Genomic DNA, 21456 nt, shown 5'->3' on the forward strand with positions numbered 1-21456 from the left:
AGTAACAACTTGAGTTGTGGTGCGTGATATAATGTTGAAATTGAAAAATGTATTTATGAAATAATAGATGAATATCTAATTACATGTTAAATAGATAGTTAAATTATAGGTTATAAAAATGTCTGCTTGTTGTTATGTGATATTGATAATGATGTGTTGAATCGAAAAAAGTCTCTGAACGTATACTAATCATTAAATCTTTTATTGAAAATAATTCAGTAATATCAATAAATAAAAATTATAGTGTTATGTAGCATTAGAATATATGATTGTAAATCAGATTTTCTATTTAAGTGTAAAAAGTGCAATTTAAATATTGAAGTTGTGATGATTTGAATCATAATTAGTAGTCATATTATATTATGACTACTTTATATATAATTAGGTCTGTATAGAGAATTTTTTAAGGTACATTTTATGAGTGAAATACAAGTAAAAGCTGAAAATCTTGGTGGTGAATCAATATTAGAAGCTCCAATCAGGGTATCGGTTAATGTTGGTGATAATGTAAAGCAAGGTGATATGTTATTTATCATAGAAACTGACAAAACTTCGCTTGAAATTGTATCTCCTGAAGATGGCGTTGTTAGTGAAATATTTGTTGCTGATGAAGAAATGATAAAAAGGGAACAGATTTTGTGTACAATAAATACTACAAAATTAAGTGCTGTTCAGTCATCTGGTAGTGGTCCTATACACAGTGCGACTGAGGCAACTGATAGTATGCAGCAATTTATACAGAAAAAAGATGCTCCATCTGCAACAAAGATTATGGAAGAAAATTCAATTGATAGAAATCAAGTAGAGGGTTCTGGTATTGGAGGTCGCGTTACAAAATCTGATGTCTTGAATTATATAAAATCTACTTCTAAAGAAAATAGAGAATGTAATAATCGATTATCTGTTGTTTCTGAAGAAAAGAGGGAAGAACGTGTAAAAATGAGTAAAATTAGGCAGGTAATTGCTGCTAGATTAAAAGAGTCTCAAAATACTGCTGCTATATTGACGACTTTTAATGAAGTTGATATGAAGAATGTTATGGATCTTCGAGCTAAATATAGGGAAGGTTTTGAGAAAAAATATGGTATTAAGCTTGGTCTTATGTCTCCTTTCATAAAGGCAGTGGTATTGGCGTTGAAAGAGTTACCAATAATAAATGCTGAGATATCAGGTAGTGAAATTGTGTATAAGCATTATTATGATATAGGTATCGCAGTAGGAACAGATAAAGGATTAGTTGTTCCAGTAATACGTGATGCTGATAAAATGTCTTTTGCTGATCTTGAGTTGACATTGGCTTCTTTAGGAAAAAAAGCTAGAGAAGGGAAGTTAGAGGTTTCTGATATGACAGGTGCAACGTTTACTATTACTAATGGTGGTGTGTATGGATCTTTGTTGTCTACTCCTATAATCAATCCTCCTCAATCTGGGATTTTAGGCATGCACTCGATACAAAAACGCCCTGTTGCGATTGATGATAACACTATAGAGATTAGACCTATGATGTATATTGCTTTATCTTATGATCATAGGATTGTTGATGGGCAAGGTGCTGTAACGTTTTTAGTTAGAGTAAAACAATATATTGAAGATCCTAGCAGAATGTTTTTAGAAATATAGGTTTGACTATGAGTATACTGTTAATGAGGTTCATGTTTGTATTTAGGATAGCATTGAGCTAAGGCTTTACTAGCAATTAATAAAGATATTGTTGTTAGTTTAGCATGATTAAGGGTATACAATGGTAGATAGGAATCCCTAACAATTCTTTATTGCTTATTTTTAATATAGCAGTATATTTATTTTGCTTCAGGCATTAGGGTAGTATATTTGTTTAAGAAATAAGGGTTCTGATATTATAAAAGTACTTTTATAATACAGTGATGATGTGGCTTATTATGAAATTTAATGTTATTGGAAGATATGAATAATTTAGGAAGAAGTATCACTATTCATAGTAAAGAAGACTTTAAATATATGCATAATGCTGGTAAGCTTGCGGCGGAAGTCTTAGATTTTGTTACTCCATATGTAAAACCAGGAGTTTCTACTAATGAACTTAATAATTTATGTCATGATTTTATTATTAATGCTGGGGCAATCCCTGCTCCGCTTGGGTATAGAGGATACCCTAAATCTATTTGTACTTCGAAAAATTTTGTTGTTTGTCATGGTATTCCTGATGATTTGCCTTTAAAAAATGGTGATGTTGTAAATATAGATGTCACTGTTATAGTAGATGGGTGGCATGGGGATACAAGTAGAATGTACTGGGTTGGTGAACCATCTATTAAAGCGAAGCGTTTATGTGAGGCTGCATATAGAGCACTAATTGTAGCAATTGAACAAGTAATGCCTGGACAAAAGCTTAATCAGATTGGTTTGGCTATTGAGAGAGAGATGAAGAAATATGGTTATTCTATTGTTCGTGATTATTGTGGTCACGGATTAGGTAAGGTGTTTCATGCTCTCCCAAATGTGGTGCATTATTATGATCCAGATGATCCTATAGTTATTAGGGAAGGAATGTTTTTTACAATAGAGCCAATGATAAATGCTGGAAGATGTGATACTGTACTTAATAAGAAAGATGGGTGGACTGTTACAACCAGGGATTTGTCTTTATCAGCACAGTTCGAGCATTCTTTAGGTGTTACTGAAAATGGAGTAGAAATATTTACATTATCTCCAAAAAATATGCATTGTCCTCCTTATGTTTGCTAGTTTATTATGGATACTGTAATTTCTTTATTTAATAGTGCTGTTGATTTTTTATCTTCTTGTAATATAGATAACCCAAAGCGTGATATAGAAATAATAATAAAACATCTTATTAATACTGAGGACTTAGTTACTATACTTGATCCATATATGCCTGTTAGTAAATGTGATGTGGAAGTATTTTGGAAAATGATAAGGCAGCGTTCTGCTAATGTACCTATATCACATATTATAGGTAAAAGAGAATTCTGGAGTACAGATTTTATTGTAAATTCTAGTGTTTTAGATCCTAGACCAGATAGTGAAACAATAATTTCTTCCGTGTTTGCAATGTATCCGTGCAAAAATCACAGGCTAGTTATAGGAGATTTTGGTACAGGGAGTGGATGTTTATTAACAACTTTATTACTAAGGTATAGAAATGCTGTTGGTGTAGCTATTGAGAAAAGTGCAAAAGCTTATAGAGTTGCGTACCAGAATTTTAAAAAGCATAGATTATATAACAGAGTAAAGATGAGATTATCTTCTTGGAATACTTGTTATGATATGTTTGATTTGGTAGTTAGTAATCCGCCATATATTAGGAGAAGTAAAATTGCTAAATTACAGCCGGAAGTTAGATTATATGAACCAATCATGGCTTTAGATGGTGGCCCAATAGGATCAGAAATTTATTCACAAGTTTTTGTAGTAATAAAAAGATGTTTAAAGCAGAGTGGTGTTGCTGTTTTAGAAATAGGGGAGGACCAACATCAAATTCATAGAGTACTACACAAATATGGATTAAAATTCTGTACTTATCATAGTGACTTATCTGGAAGACTACGTTGTATAGTAGTTAAGCAAGCGTGAGATTAGTTAGACTCATGTAAAAGCCAATATGAATTTATTTCATCATAAGTTTAGATTTGTATCAAATAAAATATGGAAATTACGTTTTATGAGAAAGCTAATATGCACAGCTTTATGTTGGAGGCATATTGCATAAACACTTAGTATAGCAGTTATTGAGTTGTACAGAAGATTACGCTAAAAGCAGTGTTAATGATCATTATCATTATTTTTAATTTACTTGATTCATACAATGTATATGAGCATAAGCCATACTGTTGCCTATGTATTAATCATTAATAAACAATAAAATTCTCAATATAAAAAAAATTTTGTATAAAAGATTATTATAGTCATTAATTGACCGCTATAGAATATGCTAGCTAAAGGGCAGACCTGATTGTGGTTTTTGGGATTATAACTCTAATTCACTTGATTCATACAATGTATATGAGCATAAGCCATACTGTTGCCTATATATTAATCATTAATAAACAATAAAATTCTCAATATAAAAAAATTTTGTATAAAAGATTATTATAGTCATTAATTGACTGCTATAGAAAATGCTAGCTAAAGGGCAGACCTGATTGTAGTTGGGGATTATAACTCTAATTTACCTGACTCATACAACCTATACAGATCATCACATCCGCCTATGTGTTGATCATCAATAAATATTTGGGGCAAAGTTCTCATACCATTGGATTCTTGTATCATTTTTTCTAACAAGGAACTATTGTTTGTAACATCAATTTCTTCAAAAGAAATGTTTTTTTTGTTGAATAAAGCCTTTGCTTTAGTACAATAGGGGCAGAGATCTTTAGTATATATTTTCACTTTTACCACTATAATATATCCTACGATTAATTGAAAGTGTTTTTCCTGGATATCATAGTAATCAAGAAAAGTAAAGATAGGAATTTTATAAAATTTTATTATGAAGATAGTATATGGTTATCCTAATCAGAAAAGTAATATAAATAGTGTTCTTGCTTTTGGGAATTTTGATGGGTTACATTTAGGTCATCAATATATGATTGATACAATAAAAAATATTTCAGTGAGAGAAAAGATAGCTTCTGCCATTATTACATTTGTTCCACACCCTGCTGAATATTTACATAATAGAAAAAATTTCCTGTTATTAGATCTTGATCAAAAGATTAAACTGTTGCAAAGCTATGGAATAGATTATCTGTATATTATTGATTTTAATAAAAATTTTTCGCAGCTTTCTCCAGATATCTTTGTAAAGGATGTATTAGTAGATAGTTGCAATGTAAGATATGTTGTAATAGGACATAATTGTTTTTTTGGATATAAGTGTTTAGGTGATATAGATTTATTATATTCTTATTCAAGTGTTTATAATTATGAGGTGATAAGGATAGACCCTATTTTTATAGATAATAATATATTATGTTCTTCTTCATTAGTTAGAAAATATTTATCTGAAGGAAAAGTAGAATTAGCAAATAGAATTTTAGGTAGGTCGTATCAAATTAATGGTAAAGTAATTAAAGGGTTAGCTAGAGGACGTGTTATTGGATTTCCTACGGTTAATGTTGGTATTGAGCATATATTGATACCTAAAGTTGGAGTGTATTCTGCATGTATAAAGATTAATGATAGTAATACATGGTTAAATGGAATAGTCAATATTGGATTCAGGCCTACATTTAATGATTTAAGTTTTCCTATATTAGAGATGCATATTTTTGATTTTAATGGTGATATATATGATCAATATGTAGCCATTCAGTTATTAAATTTTATACGCTCTGAACGTAAATTTCATACTATTGATCAATTAAAACAGCAGATTAGTGAGGATATTGTACAAGTAAAAAAAAGTTTGTGATGTATGTGGTTGCAGATTAACTGAGTAAATGGTATATAGTAGATTAGCTATAGAAAGTATACAAGATTAATAGAAATAATTTGATTTCTTATATCAAATTAAGGCAGCAATTAACAGTCATTATCTAGATAAAGGATTTATGAGTAGATATATATTAATAATATGTGTGTTAATTTTTGTAGATCAACTTAGCAAGTGGTATATAATGAGTTTAATAGGAGATGTTGGGGTAATAGAAGTATTTAGTTTTTTACGATTTTCTACAGTATGGAATACTGGAATTAGTTTCGGTATATTGCATGATTTTATGTATAGCAATCTTATTTTTTGTAACATTTCTATTTTGATTACATTTGTTTTATTTTATTTGTTAATAATACGCTCATCTGATAGGTTCCCTCTTGCAATCATTATTGGAGGATCAATAGGAAATATAATAGATAGAGTTAGGCACAGTGCTGTATATGATTTCATAGATTTCTATATTAATCACTGGCACTGGCCTACATTTAATTTAGCAGATTCTTTTATATTCTTAGGTATAGTTATAATTAGTATGACAACAAACCCCCTGCTACCTCAATCACATTAGAAACTAAAATACCATATAAACCTGGTGAAATAATAGATAAAACAAAAGAATAATGATAAAATTGACCATAGCATATAAAACTACTATGGTTAGTGAAAAATATACACACACCAAATTAAATACGCTCCTTATCTATCTGCTGCTGCGTAGCGTTCACAGCTTGAATGGATGCTAAAGATGAAAAGTCAATGCTAAGCATAGCCGATACAATAGTGGGCATCTCAGAGTTTTTTACACTATTTACTGTGGCGCTATCTCCTATTATGATAAGGTGATTTTGTCTATCTGGTGCAACTATGCTCTTTAAAGTGTATGATAAGAGTGATAACGTAAGGATAGCCAAGCTTACATACATTGCAATACATACTGGATTGTTGAAGTCAACAAGTGCTGATATGCCCTTGGCGGAATGTAATACTCCAAATAATGCTGCAAAAGACGTAAGAGAGACTGCAGACATTGCAAGTAACGTTAAACTTGAAGTGCTTTGTTGAACTCCAAAATCTATTGCAACAGAGGTAGAGGTTACTTTCTTATCTTTCTGAAGACAACAAGCTACTACCACTCCTATGCAAGAAAGTGCAAATACTCCAGCACAGCACATTAATATTATAGAATATACGTTTTTTATATTAAATGTGATACGACTTGCAGCAATACTAGAAATAGAGAAAACTAAAAGAGAAAAACTTAATAATCCAAGAAGTAGAAATAGCCTTTCTGCCGTTTCTGCAGCTGATCTACCCGAACTTGGGACCTTATTTTCTTTCATAACAAATACCATTATAAATAGCCATTTAAAAATTTTAAACCTATTAGTATTATGTTGTCAACAGATATGACAATAATGCTGTGAATAATTTTATGATTTAAAGCACAGCAAATACACTGCGTATACTATAGTTATGTACTTAAAAAGTAAAGTATATTCTTCTTTAATCACTAAAGTAAGTAGTCTAAATTACTATAAGATATAGTAATTTAATATATTGATTTTTTTAGATATGTTAAATTTAATATATCTGTATTTACTAAATACATTAAGTGTAAATTAGTGATATTTATGATGTTTGAGCATTTTTCTCAATTACTTGGTTATACTGTGCAAGATTTGTAATCTTGAATAAGAGTATGATGGTTTTTTATCTGTGTGTTACTCTTGTGTAAATTATAAATATTTATTAATGTATATCCCTATATCTAATAATAAGGCCTGCTTGTATTATTCATATAATTGATGGCCTGTTGATAATTAAAAATTGGATGCTTATGGTCAATCTATTATTAACCAAGTATATTTTGTTTAGCTGTTATCTGTTTCCCATTTATATTGTTATTTTTTCCTACTTCAATTATTACTAAATCATTAGATAAGATTTTTTTAGCAATTTTGTTTACTTCTTCTATTGTGATAGCTTCGTACTGAGAGTTATGTTTGTTAATATAACTTGGATCTAATCCACGTAATTGTAAACCTAACAATGTGTTAGCAACATTATCGTTATCTAACATTGATAAAATAAAAGAGTTAGTTATGCTAGACTTTGCGCTTAAAAAAGTATCCTTACTAACTCCATGGGTTTTAATACTCTCTATAATATCTGTTAAGACAGATATACATTTTGTTACTGTAGTATTGTCAGTAGTAATTGTACCAAGTAACACATTGCTGTGGTCCATATTGTCTAATATGCTGCTAGCGTGATAAGTTAATCCTAATTTATCGCGTAATTCTGTCATTAGTATTGAATTAAGGCTCAATCTGCCTAACATATTGTTAAACAAGTTTGATGTGTGATAATCTTTATCATTGTATGGTACTGTATCTGTAGCAAACATTATTACACTTTGTGGTACATTCTTCCATACATATAATAAACTATGCTCTCTATTAACAATAGTGTCTGGTATAGTGTTTTTATTGTTACCAGATGGTAGCTTTGATAGAATATATTTATCTAGTAAATCTGATAGTTTCGTTGGATCTATATCCCCTGCTACGCCAATAGCTATTTGAGTTTTATCAAAACTGTTTTTTATATATAGTGAAACATCTTCTGGATTAATGTTGTTAATAGTGTTTAACGTTCCATGAATTTTGTTTGAATATGGATGGCCTTTAAATATAGCATGGTTTATTTCAGTGTTTGCTATGAATTTAGGAGATGCATATAAAGATTTAACATGTGCACTTTGTTCTGCTATTACTCTATGAAATATTTCTGGATCAGTTACTGGACTGAATAAACAATCACTTAATAAAGCTAAAGCTTCTTCAAAGTTTTCTGAGAGAGTTTTTATGGATATATAAAAATTATCTATGTCTACATGAAATTTTAAGTCAATGCCTTTACCTTCGAGTTGTTTTGCAAAATCTAAAGCATTATTGTTTTCTGATCCTTCTTGTAATATTCGTGATGTAAAATATGCAAGTCCTTGCTTATCAGAAGCGTCATATGCATATCCTGCTTTTTTGAATGCAAGTTTTAAGGAAATTATTGGTAAGTTGTGATGTGCAACATATAGGTAATGTATCTTATTTTTAGTAGTGGCTTCCTTTATGTTGATATTAATATCGTCTGCGTATACATTGCATGTAAAAAAGACCAATGTTACTATATAACACAATACATTTCTCATAACTATTCCCCCAGTTTAGGTAATAAATGTCCGGCCAATCTTATATTTTTTAAGAAAATATTTTCCATAGTGAAATTAATATCTTCAATGGTTACTTTATCTATTATGTCATAAATATTATTGATTTCTGATAGTGGTACTCCTAAAATTAGATTCATACCGTAGAAATATGATATGAAACTTAGTCCATCAAAAGAATAAGTTAAATGTGCCTTTACCTTGTGCTTTGCATTTTCTAAATATTCTGGTGAGATACCATTTTTAATATAACTATTTATGCATTTATAAATTTCTTGTTCTACAGTTTCTGTAGAAACTCCATCTTTAGGTATAGCCTCTATGAACAGGTAATTATCGCTATTAGTTAAATAGTTATAGTCAGTTCTTATCGATGTAACTATTGGATTTTTAATCACTAGATCGTTGTAAAAAGTACTGAATTTACCATTCCCAAGTATTTCTGCTAGCGTCATATTAAGTATATAATTTTTATTTATGATGCCATTTGGTATTTGATACATTAAGAATAGTGTTGGAATTTCTACCGAGTTGTCTTCTAATGTTAATGTTATATTTGTTTTGTGTGGAGGTTCCGCCCTAAAAATACGTGTAGATTCTTTATTGTTAGATTCTATCTTTCCATAGTATTGTTTTGCAAGGTTGATTACTTCCTGTGGATCTGCATCTCCAGTTACGACTAATATAGCATTATTAGGACTGTAGTGGAGCTTATAAAAAGTTTCTGCAACTTCTCTATTGTAGTTGCTGATTTCATGTTCCCATCCTACTACTGGTCTGCCGTATCCATTGTAATAGAATGTATTTTCCATTTCTTCTTGCAGTATATTTTTTGCCTGACTTTCAACTCTCATTTTTCTTTCTTCTAATACTACCTTTTGTTCTCTTATTAATGCTTTATCAGTAATCTTAAGGTTTTGCATCCTGTCTGATTCAATATCCATAGCAAGAGATAAATACTGTTTTGGTATTAGTTCGTAATATATAGTACAAAATTCGGATGTACTTGCGTTGAAGTTTCCACCTATGTCACTAAGAATAGTAGTAAGATTAGGGAATTTTTCTGTACCACTGAACATTAAATGTTCAAAAAAATGTGCTAGTCCAGAATAACCTACTGGATCATCAGTACCACCAACTTTATATAGTACCATATGCATAACTGCTGGTGCACGATTATTAGGAATAACGTATACTTCCATGCCATTATCTAACTTTTCATGTGTAACTTTAATGTCAAAAGATAGGGCATGATTAGCTATGGTAAAAAGAATTGTAAAAAGACAAGTAAAATACTTCATCATTACTGTGACCTTACGATTATTTGTCCAGTAGTTTATATGATAATTTAAGGATATCAAATAAAAAATTATTATCGAACTGTTGATGTAGTTATAAATTTGAGATGGTAATGACAGTTTTTTAGTTGTTATGAAATCCGATAGTACTTTTATAGCGTAGCTGGATAATTGAAGAATGTGGAAATCTGGTTTTATATATCTTTCTTATTAAAAAATAATTGATAGATATTTTATTTAAAGTCACAGTAAAATCCACTTACGTGTACATAAATTTTAATATATTAGTTCTAATGAATTCTTAAAAATTATGTTTTGTAAGGGAATATCTTCATTATATAAAATATAAGTAAGATAAATTTGTTAAGATTTATAATAGTGTATATTGTTAATCAAAATATGTATTAATGTTATTATATCAGTTCTTTATCGTATAAGGTTTCTAGTTTATAAGAAGTGGGTGTTTGAATGAATGATTAGCAATTGAATATGTGTGTTTTTTATACATAACTCAAAAGAGATAAACATGATGAACTTATATGACATCAGTTTAAGTTTTTGTTATGTTGATTTGTAATTGTTAATTCGTAATGCTGTTATTATTAATGACTAAAGTGTTTCGGTAAATAAAGGTCTGTGATTTACACTTCTTAATATCATCGGTAACCATGATCTTTATGAACTTATATGACATTAGTTTAAGTCTTTTGTTATGTTGATTTGTAATTGTTAATTCGTAATGCTGTTATTATTAATGACTAAGGTGTTTCAGTAAATAAAGGTCTGTGATTTACACTTCTTAATATTATCGGTAACCATGATCTTTATGAATTTATATGACATTAGTTTAAGTCTTTTGTTATGTTGATTTGTAATTGTTAATTCGTAATGCTGTTATTATTAATGACTAAGGTGTTTCAGTAAATAAAGGTCTGTGATTTACACTTCTTAATATTATCGGTAACCATGATCTTTATGAATTTATATGACATCAGTTTAAGTTTTTTGTTATGTTGATTTGTAATTGTTAATTCGTAATGCTGTTATTATTAATGACTAAGGTATTTTAGTAAATAAAGGTCTGTGATTTACACTTCTTAATATTATCGGTAACCATGATCTTTATGAATTTATATGACATCAGTTTAAGTTTTTTGTTATGTTGATTTGTAATTGTTAATTCGTAATGCTGTTATTATTAATGACTAAGGTATTTTAGTAAATAAAGGTCTATGATTTACACTTCTTAATATCATCAGTAACCATGATCTTTATAATTTGAATATGTATTTTAGATAGGTTTGTATACACATTGATCATAGAATTCATTTCTTTATTCTTTGTATTTGAAAAATACATATGAAAGAGTGATTAATTTTACATCGGCGGTGTCAGGATCAGTTTCTATAGCAGGATCTATAAAAAATAATACAGGCATTATAGTCTTTTGATGGGGAGCCAGGGTTTGTTTGCTGAAACAAAAACAAGCAACTTTGTTGAAGTATTTTCCTGCTTTATGAGGAGTAACATTGTATACAGCTATTCCGGAGATGTCTTTATCAGATAAATTTTCTGCTCGATAAAAAATTAATTTTTGTTCTCCTGGTTTTACGAATACATAAGGTAGTTCTGGATAAAATTTCCATGACAATTGTTTATTGATATCTGCATTGAACCTAACTTTAATGATAGTATTTCCTATTTTAGAATTTGATAAAGTACCTGTTTTTACTGTTCCTCCGTAACCTGTTACCTTACAAAATATGCTATATAATGGGACTGAAGCATATGCTAAGCATATCATAGATAGTATTATTACTATTAAAGCATAGATAGTATGTTTTATTCTTGGCTTCATTTTGTCTTATCATTAATCTGATGTAACATTAAGCTTGCTGCTTTTTGTTCAGCTAATTTCTTATTATGACCAGTTGCTTGTATTGCTGTATAAGGTGGAATTCTTACTTCTACTGTGAACGTAGGATTATGGTCTGGCCCAGATTTGTTTACAATGTGATATGTGGGAGCTGATAACTTTTTTCCTTGTACTAATTCTTGTAGTATAGTTTTTGCATCTTGTGGAGGGGTATTCATATCTGTTGCAGAATGTTTCCAGAATAAATGTATAAAATCTTGTGCTGCTGTTAATCCTCCATCAAGATATATTGCGCCTATTAAGGCTTCTAGTGCGTTTTCTAAATTACGAAGGTTATTTACACCACCACAAGCTCTTTCTCCATCTGACATCATAATAAATTGTCCTAAATTTATAGATTGTGCAACTTCCACTAACTTGTTTCCACAAACTAAAGCTGTTTTCTTTTTAGCAAGATTGCCTTCTGTATCTTTAGGGAAAATATTAAACAGCATTTCAGATATTACTATATTTAATACTGCATCTCCCAGAAATTCTAATCTTTCATAGTTAAATTTCATTGTGTCCTTTGATATTATACTGGGATGAGTCAATGCCTCATTTAATAATTGTAAATTTTTAAAATTATATTTTATGATTTCCGATATATTTTTTGTCATGTTTTTATTTTTAATTGTAATAAGAAGTGTTATGCTTAAATTCTGTTTCTGCTATGGTAATATTATTTTGAATATTGTAGAACTTGATGTAAGTTATAGAGTCTGGATTTGCTATATTTAATCCGACAATTTCTGTGGGATGTATATTGAAAATTACATCTGCTTGTAGTTGATTTTTTTGATCTTGTATAGTAATTATTTTTTTGTTATCAACTGTACTTATATTTAAAAAGATTATATCTTTTGTATTTTGAATATTAGAACTTAATAAGTTAATAATAGGATTGTTAATTATTGAATAAGAATATTCTTCTAGTTCCTTATCATAGTAAGAAACATTTGTGCCTTGTATTATAATAGAAGCTGGGGTAGGAGGGTAATAGTCCCATTTTAGCAATCCAGGTTTTTTCATGATAACCATTCCATATTGGGTGGCATTGTTAATAGAATTTGTTTGTATAAATTCTGCTTTAAAAGAATGTATAGCATTAAAATACATAAGTGATTGTACTTTGATTGCTTCGCTTGAATACGAATGTATGCTAAAAAAGTACACCACAAAGAAAAACACACACACTATCCTAGGGTTCATGCTACTGTCTTAGCTTAACACTAACAAAAGCTGATATATTATCCCTACTGATTAATAGCGCTACAGATTTATCTTTACGTACTTTCTTCATAACACGCTTAAAGTCTTCAAGATTATTTACTGGTACCTGATTGATTTGTAATATTATGTCTCCTTTTCTTATGTTTTTGGTTGAAGCATTACTTTTGGTGTCTATGTCTAGTATCATCACTCCTTTGACTTGTTCCTCTTCAGTGTTATTAGATGTGATTTTATTATGTTTTATGTTGCTTACGGTCAACCCCAACTCAGGTGATTGTATAATATCCTTGGAATTCTCATTATCTGAAGTATCTGGATTTTCGAATTTTCCTATTTTGACTAGTATATTCATAATACTACCATTGCGAGATACAAGTAATTTTACTTCATTATCTGCTTCTGATCTTAGTACTAATTGATGTAATTGTGATATTGAATTAATTTTGATTCCATTAAACTCAAGTATAATATCTCCTGGAAGTAAAGTTGCTTTATTTGCTGGACTACCTTTAATGACATTAGTAATTAAAGCTCCACTAACTTCTTTTAGTTTTAATGGTTCCATTAACTCTTCAGTTACTGGTTGCATAACTACACCAAGCCAACCATGTTCTACTTTCTTTCCTTGGGATAGAACTTTTATTATAGGGATAGCACTGTTTGATGGAATAGCAAATCCAACTCCTATATTACCACCTCCTTTTTGTGTAGATAATATTGCTGTGTTGATACCAATTACTTTACCATCTATATTGAATAGTGGTCCTCCGGAATTACCTTTATTGATTGCAGCATCAGTCTGTAAGAATTCTGTTGCTGTGCCAATATTAAGGTCTCTTGCACGTGCAGATATAATACCAATACTTGCAGATCCACCAAGACCAAATGGATTGCCTATAGCAACTACCCAATCCCCGACCATAGTTGTATCAGAATCTCCAAAATCTAAATGAGGAAGTTTTTCGTTGACCTCAACTTTCAACACTGCTAAGTCTGTTTGTGGATCTACTCCTAAAATCTTTGCAGAAATTGATTTGTTATCGCTGAATGTTACATAAACTTCTTTCGCATTATGTACAACATGGTAGTTAGTGACAATAATACCTGATTCGTCTACTACAAACCCTGATCCTGCACTTAATACTTCTTGCGGGGCATCTTTTTTAAGTGGTTTGCCTTCTAATATATTCCTTAAAAGATCCTCGATAGTTACTAGAGGAAATTGTTCCTGTGTTAGATCATGTACTATACTAACATTAACCACTGCTGGTATGGATTCTTTGATTAACTTAGAAAAGCCTGACCTTGGATCATATTGCTCCTCTTTATCAGCGGCTAAATTAGCTATAGGAATATTTACAAATGTTAGTATCAGTATCAGCAATAGGAATCTTTTCATTAATTACTTACCTCTTTCTTTATTAAACAAATTAATAAAATCATTATTAGGTGATAAAATAATCCTTGTATTTTTTCCATCAAAAGCATGCTTGTAGGCTTGCATTGTTCTGTAGAAGCTAAAGAAATTTGGATCGGCTTTTAAAGCGTCATTGTAAATCTTTGATGCTGTGGCGTCTCCATTTCCTCGAATTATTTGTGCTTCTTTAATCGCATTTGCAATGATAATACGTGTTTGGAGATCTGCGTCAGCTTTTATGCGCTGTGAGGCTGCTTCCCCTTCTGCTCTAATTTCTTTTGCCTCTTTTTCTCTATCTGTTTGCATACGTCTAAATATGGCCATGCTATTTTCTTCTGGTAGATCTGCACGTTTGATTCTAACATCTACCATTTCTATTCCAAATTTTTTAGAATCTTTGCTAACTCCTTCTTGTATTACTGCCATAACTTCTGATCTTGCCTCATTTAAGAAGTTAATAAGTGATACGTTCCCTATTTTTTCACGAATATTTGATTCAATAATAGAACTTAATCTATTTTTTAATCCTGTCTCATTCCTAACTGTTTGATAAAATTTAACAGGGTCTACAACTCTGTATTTTGCATAAGAGTCAACAATAAATCTTTTTTGGTCAGCTGCAATGACTTCTCTTGAATCAGAGCTAATGTCGATGATCCTTTTGTCAATGTAGACAACCTTTTGTATTAAAGGTACTTTAAAATATAAGCCACTATCATGTATTTGCTTAACTACGCGTCCAAACTGTAATACTATTGACTGATGTGCTTCATCTACAATAAACATGGAGTTTAGTAGTACAACTACTGTTGCAATAGTAAAAAATCCTAATATGAACTTGAATGTTTTATTATTCATGACTTACCTACTATTTCTAGGATCTGCTAATGGAAAGTAAGAAAGCATACCTTTAAGGTCATCACTGACCACAACCTTATCGTTTTTGCTTAGTATTTCTTCCATTGTTTCTAAATATAAACGATTCCTTACTGCGTCAGGTTGATTTACATATTCTTTATAAAGTGAAGTAAACCTTTTTGTATTACCTTCAGCTGCATTAACTACTTCACTCTCATATGCTTCTGCATCTAATTTAATTTTTATAGCTTCACCTTTAGCTCTTGGTAACACCTGATTACGATATGCATATGCCTCATTAATCAATTTTTCCTTATCAGCTCTTGCACTTTGTACATCTCTAAAAGAATTAATGACTTTTTCTGGAGGATCAACTTTTTTTAGCTGAATCGATAAAACTTCAACTCCCATATTATACTGATCTAGGATATTTTGTAATAACATTTTAGTTTCTTGTGAGATTACAGCTCTTCCTTTTCCTTCAATTGCAAAGGATATAGAGCTTTTTCCAATGACTTCGCGCATTGCACTTTCTGCTGCATTTTTTACTGTGTCGCCTACTTGATTATCTCTAACTTTGAACAAGTAATTATATGCGTCATTAATACGCCAGTGAACATCAAAGTTTATGCTAACTATGTTTTCATCTCCAGTTAACATTACACCTTCTCCATGATCTGAAGTACTATCTGAATAAAATCTAGAACCTATTTCTTCTCTATTGACTGTTTTAACTTTTAACTTAATTACATGCCCAATAGGTGATGGGAGATAATAGCGTAATCCGGGACCTACAGTATTATGATATTTACCAAATAATAGTTGTACAGCTTCTTCTTCTGGTTCAACGATGTAAAAACCAGAACCCATATATAAAAGCACTACAACTAGAAGTACTATTATAAATTGTGCTTTTCCATGATTGCTGAGTTGTGTACTTTTCTTGTTTTTTAGAAACGAACTAAACATATTATTGAAACGGAAAATAATTTTATTAATATCATTGGAGCTTTTATATTCTTTGGATTTATGATCTTCTTTATTGTTATTGTTCCAAGGATCCTGATCATCAAACATAAGCTATTCCAACCTACCTCAACTAAAATGTTTTACCTGTTATTAAGCACATTATACACATTTTAGCGTATAATAAAATATAACTATTGTTACATTACATTAAAAGAACCGAAATTACTAATATCAACTCTTCAGAAATCAAGAAGATCCTGATTGTGTATAACAATAGGTTAATAATCTATTGAAAATGCTTATGTATGTCAAAGTTTATTTTTTAGTGTTAAATATGGAAAAAATTAATATTAATAATTTGGTATCTATCTGATAGATTTTCAATTTTTATAATTATGTATTATATTGATTAAGTTTTTTTACATAGAGTTTATTATGTTAAAATATGCTTGAGTCAATTAGTAAGTTCATATGTCCTGATAATTAGCTAATTTGAAATATTTTTGCTAAAGAAAATTAGTGCTGTAAAGAATTAATTTATTTGCTAATTAAATAAGATAATGTTGATTGTGAATATGTTAAATACTAAATAATGTGTTTATGAAGTTAAGATTTATTTGTTTTATTCCTACAAATTAATAATAATTGACTTTTTAAATATTTACATATAAAGGAATAATAGAAAGGTGTTGCATAACATTCTCAGTTATAAGATTTTTCATGAAGTTAGGTTGCAGCAGTTTTGATATATTGGTGTTGTGTTGTCAATGTGTTTACATTTTTGTGTCCAAAAAAACAAACAATGGATTACTATATAAACTAATTTTTAGGAAAAGTCTTTTATTTTTATTTAATAAACATTATAGAGTGTTTTGTTGATATTGTTATTCATAAATTTGTGAGGGATTGATAATGCTATATAGTATAGGTAGATGTTTTATAGGTAGAGCGCTTCTATTTTTGTTGCTCATAATGTTTTCTATAGCACCAAATATAAGTAATGCTAATACTAATGATGCTAAGAATGATACAGTTACTAAGGTTATATGTAATGTTGTTGTGTTTGTCCAAAAGTTAGGTCTTCCTATTATGACTGGAGTAATACTTGGTTCAAGTATTATGGCGATATTTGGAAGGTTACCATGGCCAGCAATAGTAATGTTAGTTGTATTTACAGCAATATTCTTTGGAGCAGGTAAACTGATATCTAAGTTTGCTGGTGGAATAGCAGACCTTTCTGCTGATAAGTTTGATTGTACTTCGATATCAGGATCAGGACCATAAAGTTAAGTGATGGTATTATATGCTTTGTGAAGAATAGTTGTTTTTCTGATATAAAATAACTTTATTTCTGAACATTCCTATCATATTCAGTTGGCAGATGGATGCGAACAAAAAATTAGTGAGTCAGTTATACTAAGTTGTTGATAATGTTAATTTTTTGACAAATTATCTTAATTTAATTATAACTGGCTTCTGCATTTTGTATATGTAAATGAAGTAATATATTGTATACCTACTAGATTATATAAGATATATGTATTCATTTCATGACTGATACTCCAAATTATTCATGTGTGTGCTGAATTTAGATAGTAATTACATGCATTTGTGTAGCATTTATTTTTAGTTTTCTAGGTGTAGTTGTTACCTACTTTATCATTTTTTGTTGCATCAGAAATTATAATAGTTGTCAATGTAATCAATGTATATAAAAAACACTTGAACGGCAGACGTCCGTTACAGCTTTTTGCAATTTCTTTATATTATGAGAGTACAAACTTCAAGTTTAATGGATAAAAAAATTAATTATATGTTCTTAAAATAGCATTTCTTTAATAAACATATGTGTTTTCTTACAAAAATTCACAGTAGTGCCAAAATTATATTAGAGGAATATAAGATGAATAAATTGTAAGAAGAATTTTTACAATAATCACAAAAATTGAATATTATGCTAAGTATGTGTTAGTTTTAAGTAATATTTAAGAAAATGTGAATGCTTTGTCAGTGTTGTGTATTTTACAAAAGTAGTAATAAATTGTTGTGATATTTTTATGTGTTCTGTTACGGGGTTGCATGTTAATGAATTCCAACTTTAGTCTGTTAGTGTTTTATATCCCTTATATTTTGAAAAATTGTTTTTCTAATAAAAGTTGTCCTATCTAATGTATATTAAATACATCATCAGTTTACATTATGTTAATTGTTTTGTGTTGTACTTATGTTAACTTATACAACAGTAAGTTGAGATTAGAGTGTGTGAATTCTTAATATATCAACATTGTTGTTATTTTGGTAGCATGGGTATTTGTTGATGGGGTTATGATGTTTATAAAATATATATGAAAGAAATTTTTTATAATCACTATGATTTTTAATGCTTTTTGTATATTACAAAATTATAGGTGTGTTATTAATAGTATGTAAGGTAGATGATGTATTTGTTGTAATAAGGATCAGGGAAGCCACGTTTCTACTACAGGTTTGTTTGTGCTTTTGTAGTGTAATTATTTAATATGTTGTGTTACATATAGTAATTCACAGGCCTATTACAATAGTATCATATAATTCTTGGTTTGTTATTATGGATAATGAACAGTAAAGAACTACGAAAATATGTGGATTAATAACAATATTGTGAAATTTGTTAAAAAAGCAGAGATTCTCTGTATCTGATAATCAATAGTGATAATTACATATGATATAATATTGCGGTTAGTTTTCTGATGGTTGTTAGTAATGTGTAAAAAAGTATTTTAGACATAATTTAAGAGTGACCAGTGTTAGTAAGTTAGTGTGATAACATTACAGTAATGTTTTTTTAAACAGGTCAGTTCGGATTAAGCTTACTGAAAACAATGTATTACTGATTAAAGTGTGTGCCATATGTAGTAAGTTATTCAAGTATTTCAAAAATTCATTTAGGTATTGAGTTGTATGTTGAAGGCTATTTTTGTGTTTTTTATGATTATAGGATTTACTGGTGTAATTCCGTTAAGTTTTTCTAGTGCTACAGCACAAGCTACTACTGCTGACAATGATGATGTAAGTAAGGTTATATGTAATGTTATAGTGTTTGTACAGAAATTAGGATTACCAATCATGACAGGGGTAATACTTGGTTCAAGTATTATGGCAATATTTGGAAGGTTACCATGGCCAGCAATAGTGATGTTGGTTGTGTTTACAGCAATATTTTTTGGTGCAGGTAAATTAGTTAGTAAATTTGTGAATGGAATCAATAACAATATGACACAAAATGTAAAAGATTGTTCTACTACAACTTCAAGCTAACGAGTAAGTGATAAATTTTTATAATATGTTGCTAATGAAATTTGCAAAAGGTGTGGGTCTTATGTTAAAATCTATTCTAATATTTCTTATAATTATGGGATTTATTGGTGTTATGCCGTTAAATTTTTCTGTTGCTGTGGCACAAGGTGCCAGTAGTACTCAAAATGATGACGTAAGTAAGGTTATATGTAATGTTATAGTGTTTGTACAAAAATTGGGATTACCAATCATGACAGGGGTAATACTTGGTTCGAGTATTATGGCAATATTTGGAAGGTTACCATGGCCAGCAATAGTAATGTTGGTTGTGTTCACAGCAATATTTTTTGGTGCAGGTAAATTAGTTAGTAAATTTGTGAGTGGGGTTAATAATAATATTACTGGTGGAACAGATTGTAGTACTACTGGATCACAGTAACGAGTGATTGGATAAATTTTATAATATTGTTAATGAGTTATCAAAGGTATGAATCTTATGTTAAAATCTATTCTAATATTTCTTGTAATTATGGGATTTGTTGGTGTTATGCCATTAGGTTTTTCTAGTTCTGCAGCACAAGCCTCTACTGATCAAGATGATGTAAGTAAAGTTATATGTAATGTTATAAAGTTTGTACAGAAATTAGGATTACCAATCATGACAGGAGTAATACTTGGTTCGAGTATTATGGCAATATTTGGAAGGTTACCATGGCCAGCAATAGTAATGTTGGTTGTGTTTACAGCAATATTTTTTGGTGCAGGTAAATTAGTTAGTAAATTTGTGAGTGGGGTTAATAGTAATATGACTAATGGAACAGATTGTAGTACTACTGGATCATAGTAACGAGTGATTGGATAAATTTTATAATATTGCTAATGAATTATCAAAGGTATGAATCTTATGTTAAAATCTATTTTAGTATTTTTTGTAATTGTGGGATTTGTTGGTGTTATGCCATTAGGTTTTTCTGGCGTTGCAGCAGGAAGTTCCGGTACTGATCAAGATGATGTAAGTAAAGTTATATGTAATGTTATAAAGTTTGTACAGAAATTAGGATTACCAATCATGACAGGGGTAATACTTGGTTCAAGCATTATGGCAATATTTGGAAGATTACCATGGCCAGCAATAGTAATGTTGGTTGTGTTTACAGCAATATTTTTTGGTGCAGGTAAATTAGTTAGTAAATTTGTGAATGGGATTAATAATAGTATGACTAGTGGAACAGATTGTACTTCAAGCACCTAAGTGAATAAAATTTATGATGTATTATTAATAAAATTATAATTTATAAAAATATGAACCTTATGTTAAGAGGTATTCTAGTGTTTTTATAATTGCGTTGTAAATGTAATACACTTTTAGTATTAGATATTAGTAGTTCCGTTATTACTACTAATGGCCAAAATAATATAATCTAGGTGATATTAATGTTATATGTAATGTTATAGAGTTTGTATAAAAGTTGAAATTACCAATCATAGAAATATAATGTTTAGTAAAGTATTATTGTTATGGACAATTTGAAAAGTTGCTATGGTTAGTAATAATGATGTGAGTCGTATGTTGACAGTAATGTTTTTTGTATCAAGTAAATTTGTTCATGGAATTTTAGTAATACTATGACTACTGTAAAGATTGTAGTACTGCTAATGCTGGATGATGATGATTCAGTAAGAAAAATTAAGGAAAAAAGTAAGCACTGAGCTAAAAAAATAACTACCATCATAACTATAGCGATCTTGGTTGGGTTGTTGAAAGTTTTCTTAGTGTTATTTTCATTATGAGCTTTGTAAGTATTTTTTGCTCTGGATCCAGAG

Annotated in this window: 20 protein-coding genes; 10 read left to right on the forward strand and 10 right to left on the reverse strand. The window is 29.6% G+C overall.

All coding sequences use genetic code 11. The annotated features are described in order from the left end of the window. Positions 1 to 417: 417 nt before the first annotated feature. The 3 genes from odhB (at position 418) to prmC (ending at position 3573) form a co-directional block, all read left to right on the forward strand. On the forward strand, positions 418 to 1620 hold the full coding sequence (gene odhB, locus EHF_RS00510; protein WP_044194013.1) for a 2-oxoglutarate dehydrogenase complex dihydrolipoyllysine-residue succinyltransferase: 1203 nt from the start codon (positions 418 to 420) through the stop codon (positions 1618 to 1620). A gap of 303 nt (positions 1621 to 1923) precedes the next feature. Further along, on the forward strand, positions 1924 to 2724 hold the full coding sequence (gene map, locus EHF_RS00515; RefSeq protein ID WP_084475748.1) for a type I methionyl aminopeptidase: 801 nt from the start codon (positions 1924 to 1926) through the stop codon (positions 2722 to 2724). 6 nt (positions 2725 to 2730) lie between these two features. Beyond that, on the forward strand, positions 2731 to 3573 hold the full coding sequence (gene prmC, locus EHF_RS00520; RefSeq protein ID WP_044194017.1) for a peptide chain release factor N(5)-glutamine methyltransferase: 843 nt from the start codon (positions 2731 to 2733) through the stop codon (positions 3571 to 3573). Between the two features lie 582 nt (positions 3574 to 4155). Here prmC and grxC read toward each other — a convergent pair. Then, entirely contained in the window at positions 4156 to 4407 is a 252-nt protein-coding gene (grxC, locus tag EHF_RS00525; RefSeq protein WP_373276879.1) for a glutaredoxin 3, read from the reverse strand. Positions 4408 to 4492: 85 nt separating this feature from the next. Here grxC and EHF_RS00530 point away from each other — a divergent pair, with 85 nt between their 5' ends. Both EHF_RS00530 and lspA read left to right on the forward strand, forming a co-directional pair. Then, complete coding sequence (locus EHF_RS00530) at positions 4493 to 5416, forward strand: bifunctional riboflavin kinase/FAD synthetase (protein ID WP_044194022.1); 924 nt, start codon at positions 4493 to 4495, stop codon at positions 5414 to 5416. A gap of 139 nt (positions 5417 to 5555) precedes the next feature. Further along, the gene (gene lspA / locus EHF_RS00535) at positions 5556 to 6008 is read left to right on the forward strand and encodes a signal peptidase II (RefSeq protein WP_044194024.1); all 453 of its coding nucleotides are present in this window, start codon (positions 5556 to 5558) and stop codon (positions 6006 to 6008) included. 115 nt (positions 6009 to 6123) lie between these two features. Here lspA and EHF_RS00540 read toward each other — a convergent pair whose 3' ends face one another. The 9 genes from EHF_RS00540 to hflK all read right to left on the reverse strand — a co-directional run bounded on the left by EHF_RS00540 (position 6124) and on the right by hflK (position 16464). Further along, the gene (locus tag EHF_RS00540) at positions 6124 to 6780 is read right to left on the reverse strand and encodes a hypothetical protein (RefSeq protein WP_044194025.1); all 657 of its coding nucleotides are present in this window, start codon (positions 6778 to 6780) and stop codon (positions 6124 to 6126) included. Between the two features lie 512 nt (positions 6781 to 7292). Continuing rightward, entirely contained in the window at positions 7293 to 8648 is a 1356-nt protein-coding gene (locus tag EHF_RS00545) for a M16 family metallopeptidase (protein WP_044194027.1), read from the reverse strand. Between the two features lie 2 nt (positions 8649 to 8650). Continuing rightward, a complete protein-coding gene (locus EHF_RS00550; RefSeq protein WP_044194029.1) occupies positions 8651 to 9970 on the reverse strand; it encodes a M16 family metallopeptidase in 1320 nt (439 codons plus the stop codon). A 1327-nt stretch (positions 9971 to 11297) separates the two neighbouring features. Then, positions 11298 to 11822, reverse strand: coding sequence for a cytochrome c oxidase assembly protein (locus EHF_RS00555; RefSeq protein ID WP_044194031.1), 525 nt, complete (start codon positions 11820 to 11822; stop codon positions 11298 to 11300). Beyond that, complete coding sequence (gene rnc, locus EHF_RS00560) at positions 11819 to 12499, reverse strand: ribonuclease III (RefSeq protein ID WP_044194033.1); 681 nt, start codon at positions 12497 to 12499, stop codon at positions 11819 to 11821. Before rnc ends, EHF_RS00555 begins: the two co-directional genes overlap by 4 nt. A gap of 10 nt (positions 12500 to 12509) precedes the next feature. Beyond that, positions 12510 to 12998, reverse strand: a complete 489-nt coding sequence (locus tag EHF_RS00565) for an outer membrane lipoprotein carrier protein LolA (RefSeq protein WP_232228949.1) — start codon at positions 12996 to 12998, stop codon at positions 12510 to 12512. Between the two features lie 94 nt (positions 12999 to 13092). Next, positions 13093 to 14511 (reverse strand): Do family serine endopeptidase, encoded by a 1419-nt coding sequence (locus EHF_RS00570; protein ID WP_044194039.1) that lies wholly within the window; start codon positions 14509 to 14511, stop codon positions 13093 to 13095. Positions 14512 to 14514: 3 nt separating this feature from the next. Next, a complete protein-coding gene (gene hflC, locus EHF_RS00575; RefSeq protein ID WP_044194041.1) occupies positions 14515 to 15387 on the reverse strand; it encodes a protease modulator HflC in 873 nt (290 codons plus the stop codon). 3 nt (positions 15388 to 15390) lie between these two features. Then, positions 15391 to 16464, reverse strand: a complete 1074-nt coding sequence (gene hflK, locus EHF_RS00580; RefSeq protein WP_044194043.1) for an FtsH protease activity modulator HflK — start codon at positions 16462 to 16464, stop codon at positions 15391 to 15393. Positions 16465 to 17268: 804 nt separating this feature from the next. On the opposite strand from hflK, the gene EHF_RS00585 reads away from it, so the two are divergent. The 5 genes from EHF_RS00585 (at position 17269) to EHF_RS00605 (ending at position 20884) form a co-directional block, all read left to right on the forward strand. Then, positions 17269 to 17640: a TrbC/VirB2 family protein gene (locus tag EHF_RS00585; RefSeq protein ID WP_044194045.1), complete on the forward strand. Its 372-nt coding sequence runs from the start codon at positions 17269 to 17271 to the stop codon at positions 17638 to 17640. A gap of 1656 nt (positions 17641 to 19296) precedes the next feature. Continuing rightward, positions 19297 to 19653, forward strand: a complete 357-nt coding sequence (locus EHF_RS00590) for a TrbC/VirB2 family protein (protein WP_044194047.1) — start codon at positions 19297 to 19299, stop codon at positions 19651 to 19653. 61 nt (positions 19654 to 19714) lie between these two features. Beyond that, positions 19715 to 20071, forward strand: a complete 357-nt coding sequence (locus tag EHF_RS00595; protein WP_044195746.1) for a TrbC/VirB2 family protein — start codon at positions 19715 to 19717, stop codon at positions 20069 to 20071. 57 nt (positions 20072 to 20128) lie between these two features. Continuing rightward, positions 20129 to 20476: a TrbC/VirB2 family protein gene (locus EHF_RS00600; RefSeq protein WP_044194048.1), complete on the forward strand. Its 348-nt coding sequence runs from the start codon at positions 20129 to 20131 to the stop codon at positions 20474 to 20476. Positions 20477 to 20536: 60 nt separating this feature from the next. Then, the gene (locus EHF_RS00605; RefSeq protein ID WP_044194050.1) at positions 20537 to 20884 is read left to right on the forward strand and encodes a TrbC/VirB2 family protein; all 348 of its coding nucleotides are present in this window, start codon (positions 20537 to 20539) and stop codon (positions 20882 to 20884) included. Positions 20885 to 21456 lie beyond the last annotated feature (572 nt).

The sequence above is a fragment of the Ehrlichia japonica genome (assembly GCF_000632845.1).
In the GTDB taxonomy this organism is placed as follows: domain Bacteria; phylum Pseudomonadota; class Alphaproteobacteria; order Rickettsiales; family Anaplasmataceae; genus Ehrlichia; species Ehrlichia japonica.

Coding starts and splice junctions, on each gene's coding strand:
- EHF_RS00590 (WP_044194047.1), top strand. CDS start 19,297: ATGTTGAAGGCTATTTTTGTGTTTTTTATGATTATAGGATTTACTGGT.
- hflK (WP_044194043.1), bottom strand. CDS start 16,464: ATGTTTGATGATCAGGATCCTTGGAACAATAACAATAAAGAAGATCAT.
- EHF_RS00540 (WP_044194025.1), bottom strand. CDS start 6,780: ATGAAAGAAAATAAGGTCCCAAGTTCGGGTAGATCAGCTGCAGAAACG.
- rnc (WP_044194033.1), bottom strand. CDS start 12,499: ATGACAAAAAATATATCGGAAATCATAAAATATAATTTTAAAAATTTA.
- map (WP_084475748.1), top strand. CDS start 1,924: ATGAATAATTTAGGAAGAAGTATCACTATTCATAGTAAAGAAGACTTT.
- lspA (WP_044194024.1), top strand. CDS start 5,556: ATGAGTAGATATATATTAATAATATGTGTGTTAATTTTTGTAGATCAA.
- EHF_RS00600 (WP_044194048.1), top strand. CDS start 20,129: ATGTTAAAATCTATTCTAATATTTCTTGTAATTATGGGATTTGTTGGT.
- EHF_RS00565 (WP_232228949.1), bottom strand. CDS start 12,998: ATGTATTTTAATGCTATACATTCTTTTAAAGCAGAATTTATACAAACA.
- EHF_RS00595 (WP_044195746.1), top strand. CDS start 19,715: ATGTTAAAATCTATTCTAATATTTCTTATAATTATGGGATTTATTGGT.
- EHF_RS00605 (WP_044194050.1), top strand. CDS start 20,537: ATGTTAAAATCTATTTTAGTATTTTTTGTAATTGTGGGATTTGTTGGT.
- EHF_RS00570 (WP_044194039.1), bottom strand. CDS start 14,511: ATGAAAAGATTCCTATTGCTGATACTGATACTAACATTTGTAAATATT.
- EHF_RS00585 (WP_044194045.1), top strand. CDS start 17,269: ATGCTATATAGTATAGGTAGATGTTTTATAGGTAGAGCGCTTCTATTT.
- EHF_RS00530 (WP_044194022.1), top strand. CDS start 4,493: ATGAAGATAGTATATGGTTATCCTAATCAGAAAAGTAATATAAATAGT.
- hflC (WP_044194041.1), bottom strand. CDS start 15,387: ATGAATAATAAAACATTCAAGTTCATATTAGGATTTTTTACTATTGCA.
- odhB (WP_044194013.1), top strand. CDS start 418: ATGAGTGAAATACAAGTAAAAGCTGAAAATCTTGGTGGTGAATCAATA.
- EHF_RS00550 (WP_044194029.1), bottom strand. CDS start 9,970: ATGATGAAGTATTTTACTTGTCTTTTTACAATTCTTTTTACCATAGCT.
- EHF_RS00545 (WP_044194027.1), bottom strand. CDS start 8,648: ATGAGAAATGTATTGTGTTATATAGTAACATTGGTCTTTTTTACATGC.
- prmC (WP_044194017.1), top strand. CDS start 2,731: ATGGATACTGTAATTTCTTTATTTAATAGTGCTGTTGATTTTTTATCT.
- EHF_RS00555 (WP_044194031.1), bottom strand. CDS start 11,822: ATGAAGCCAAGAATAAAACATACTATCTATGCTTTAATAGTAATAATA.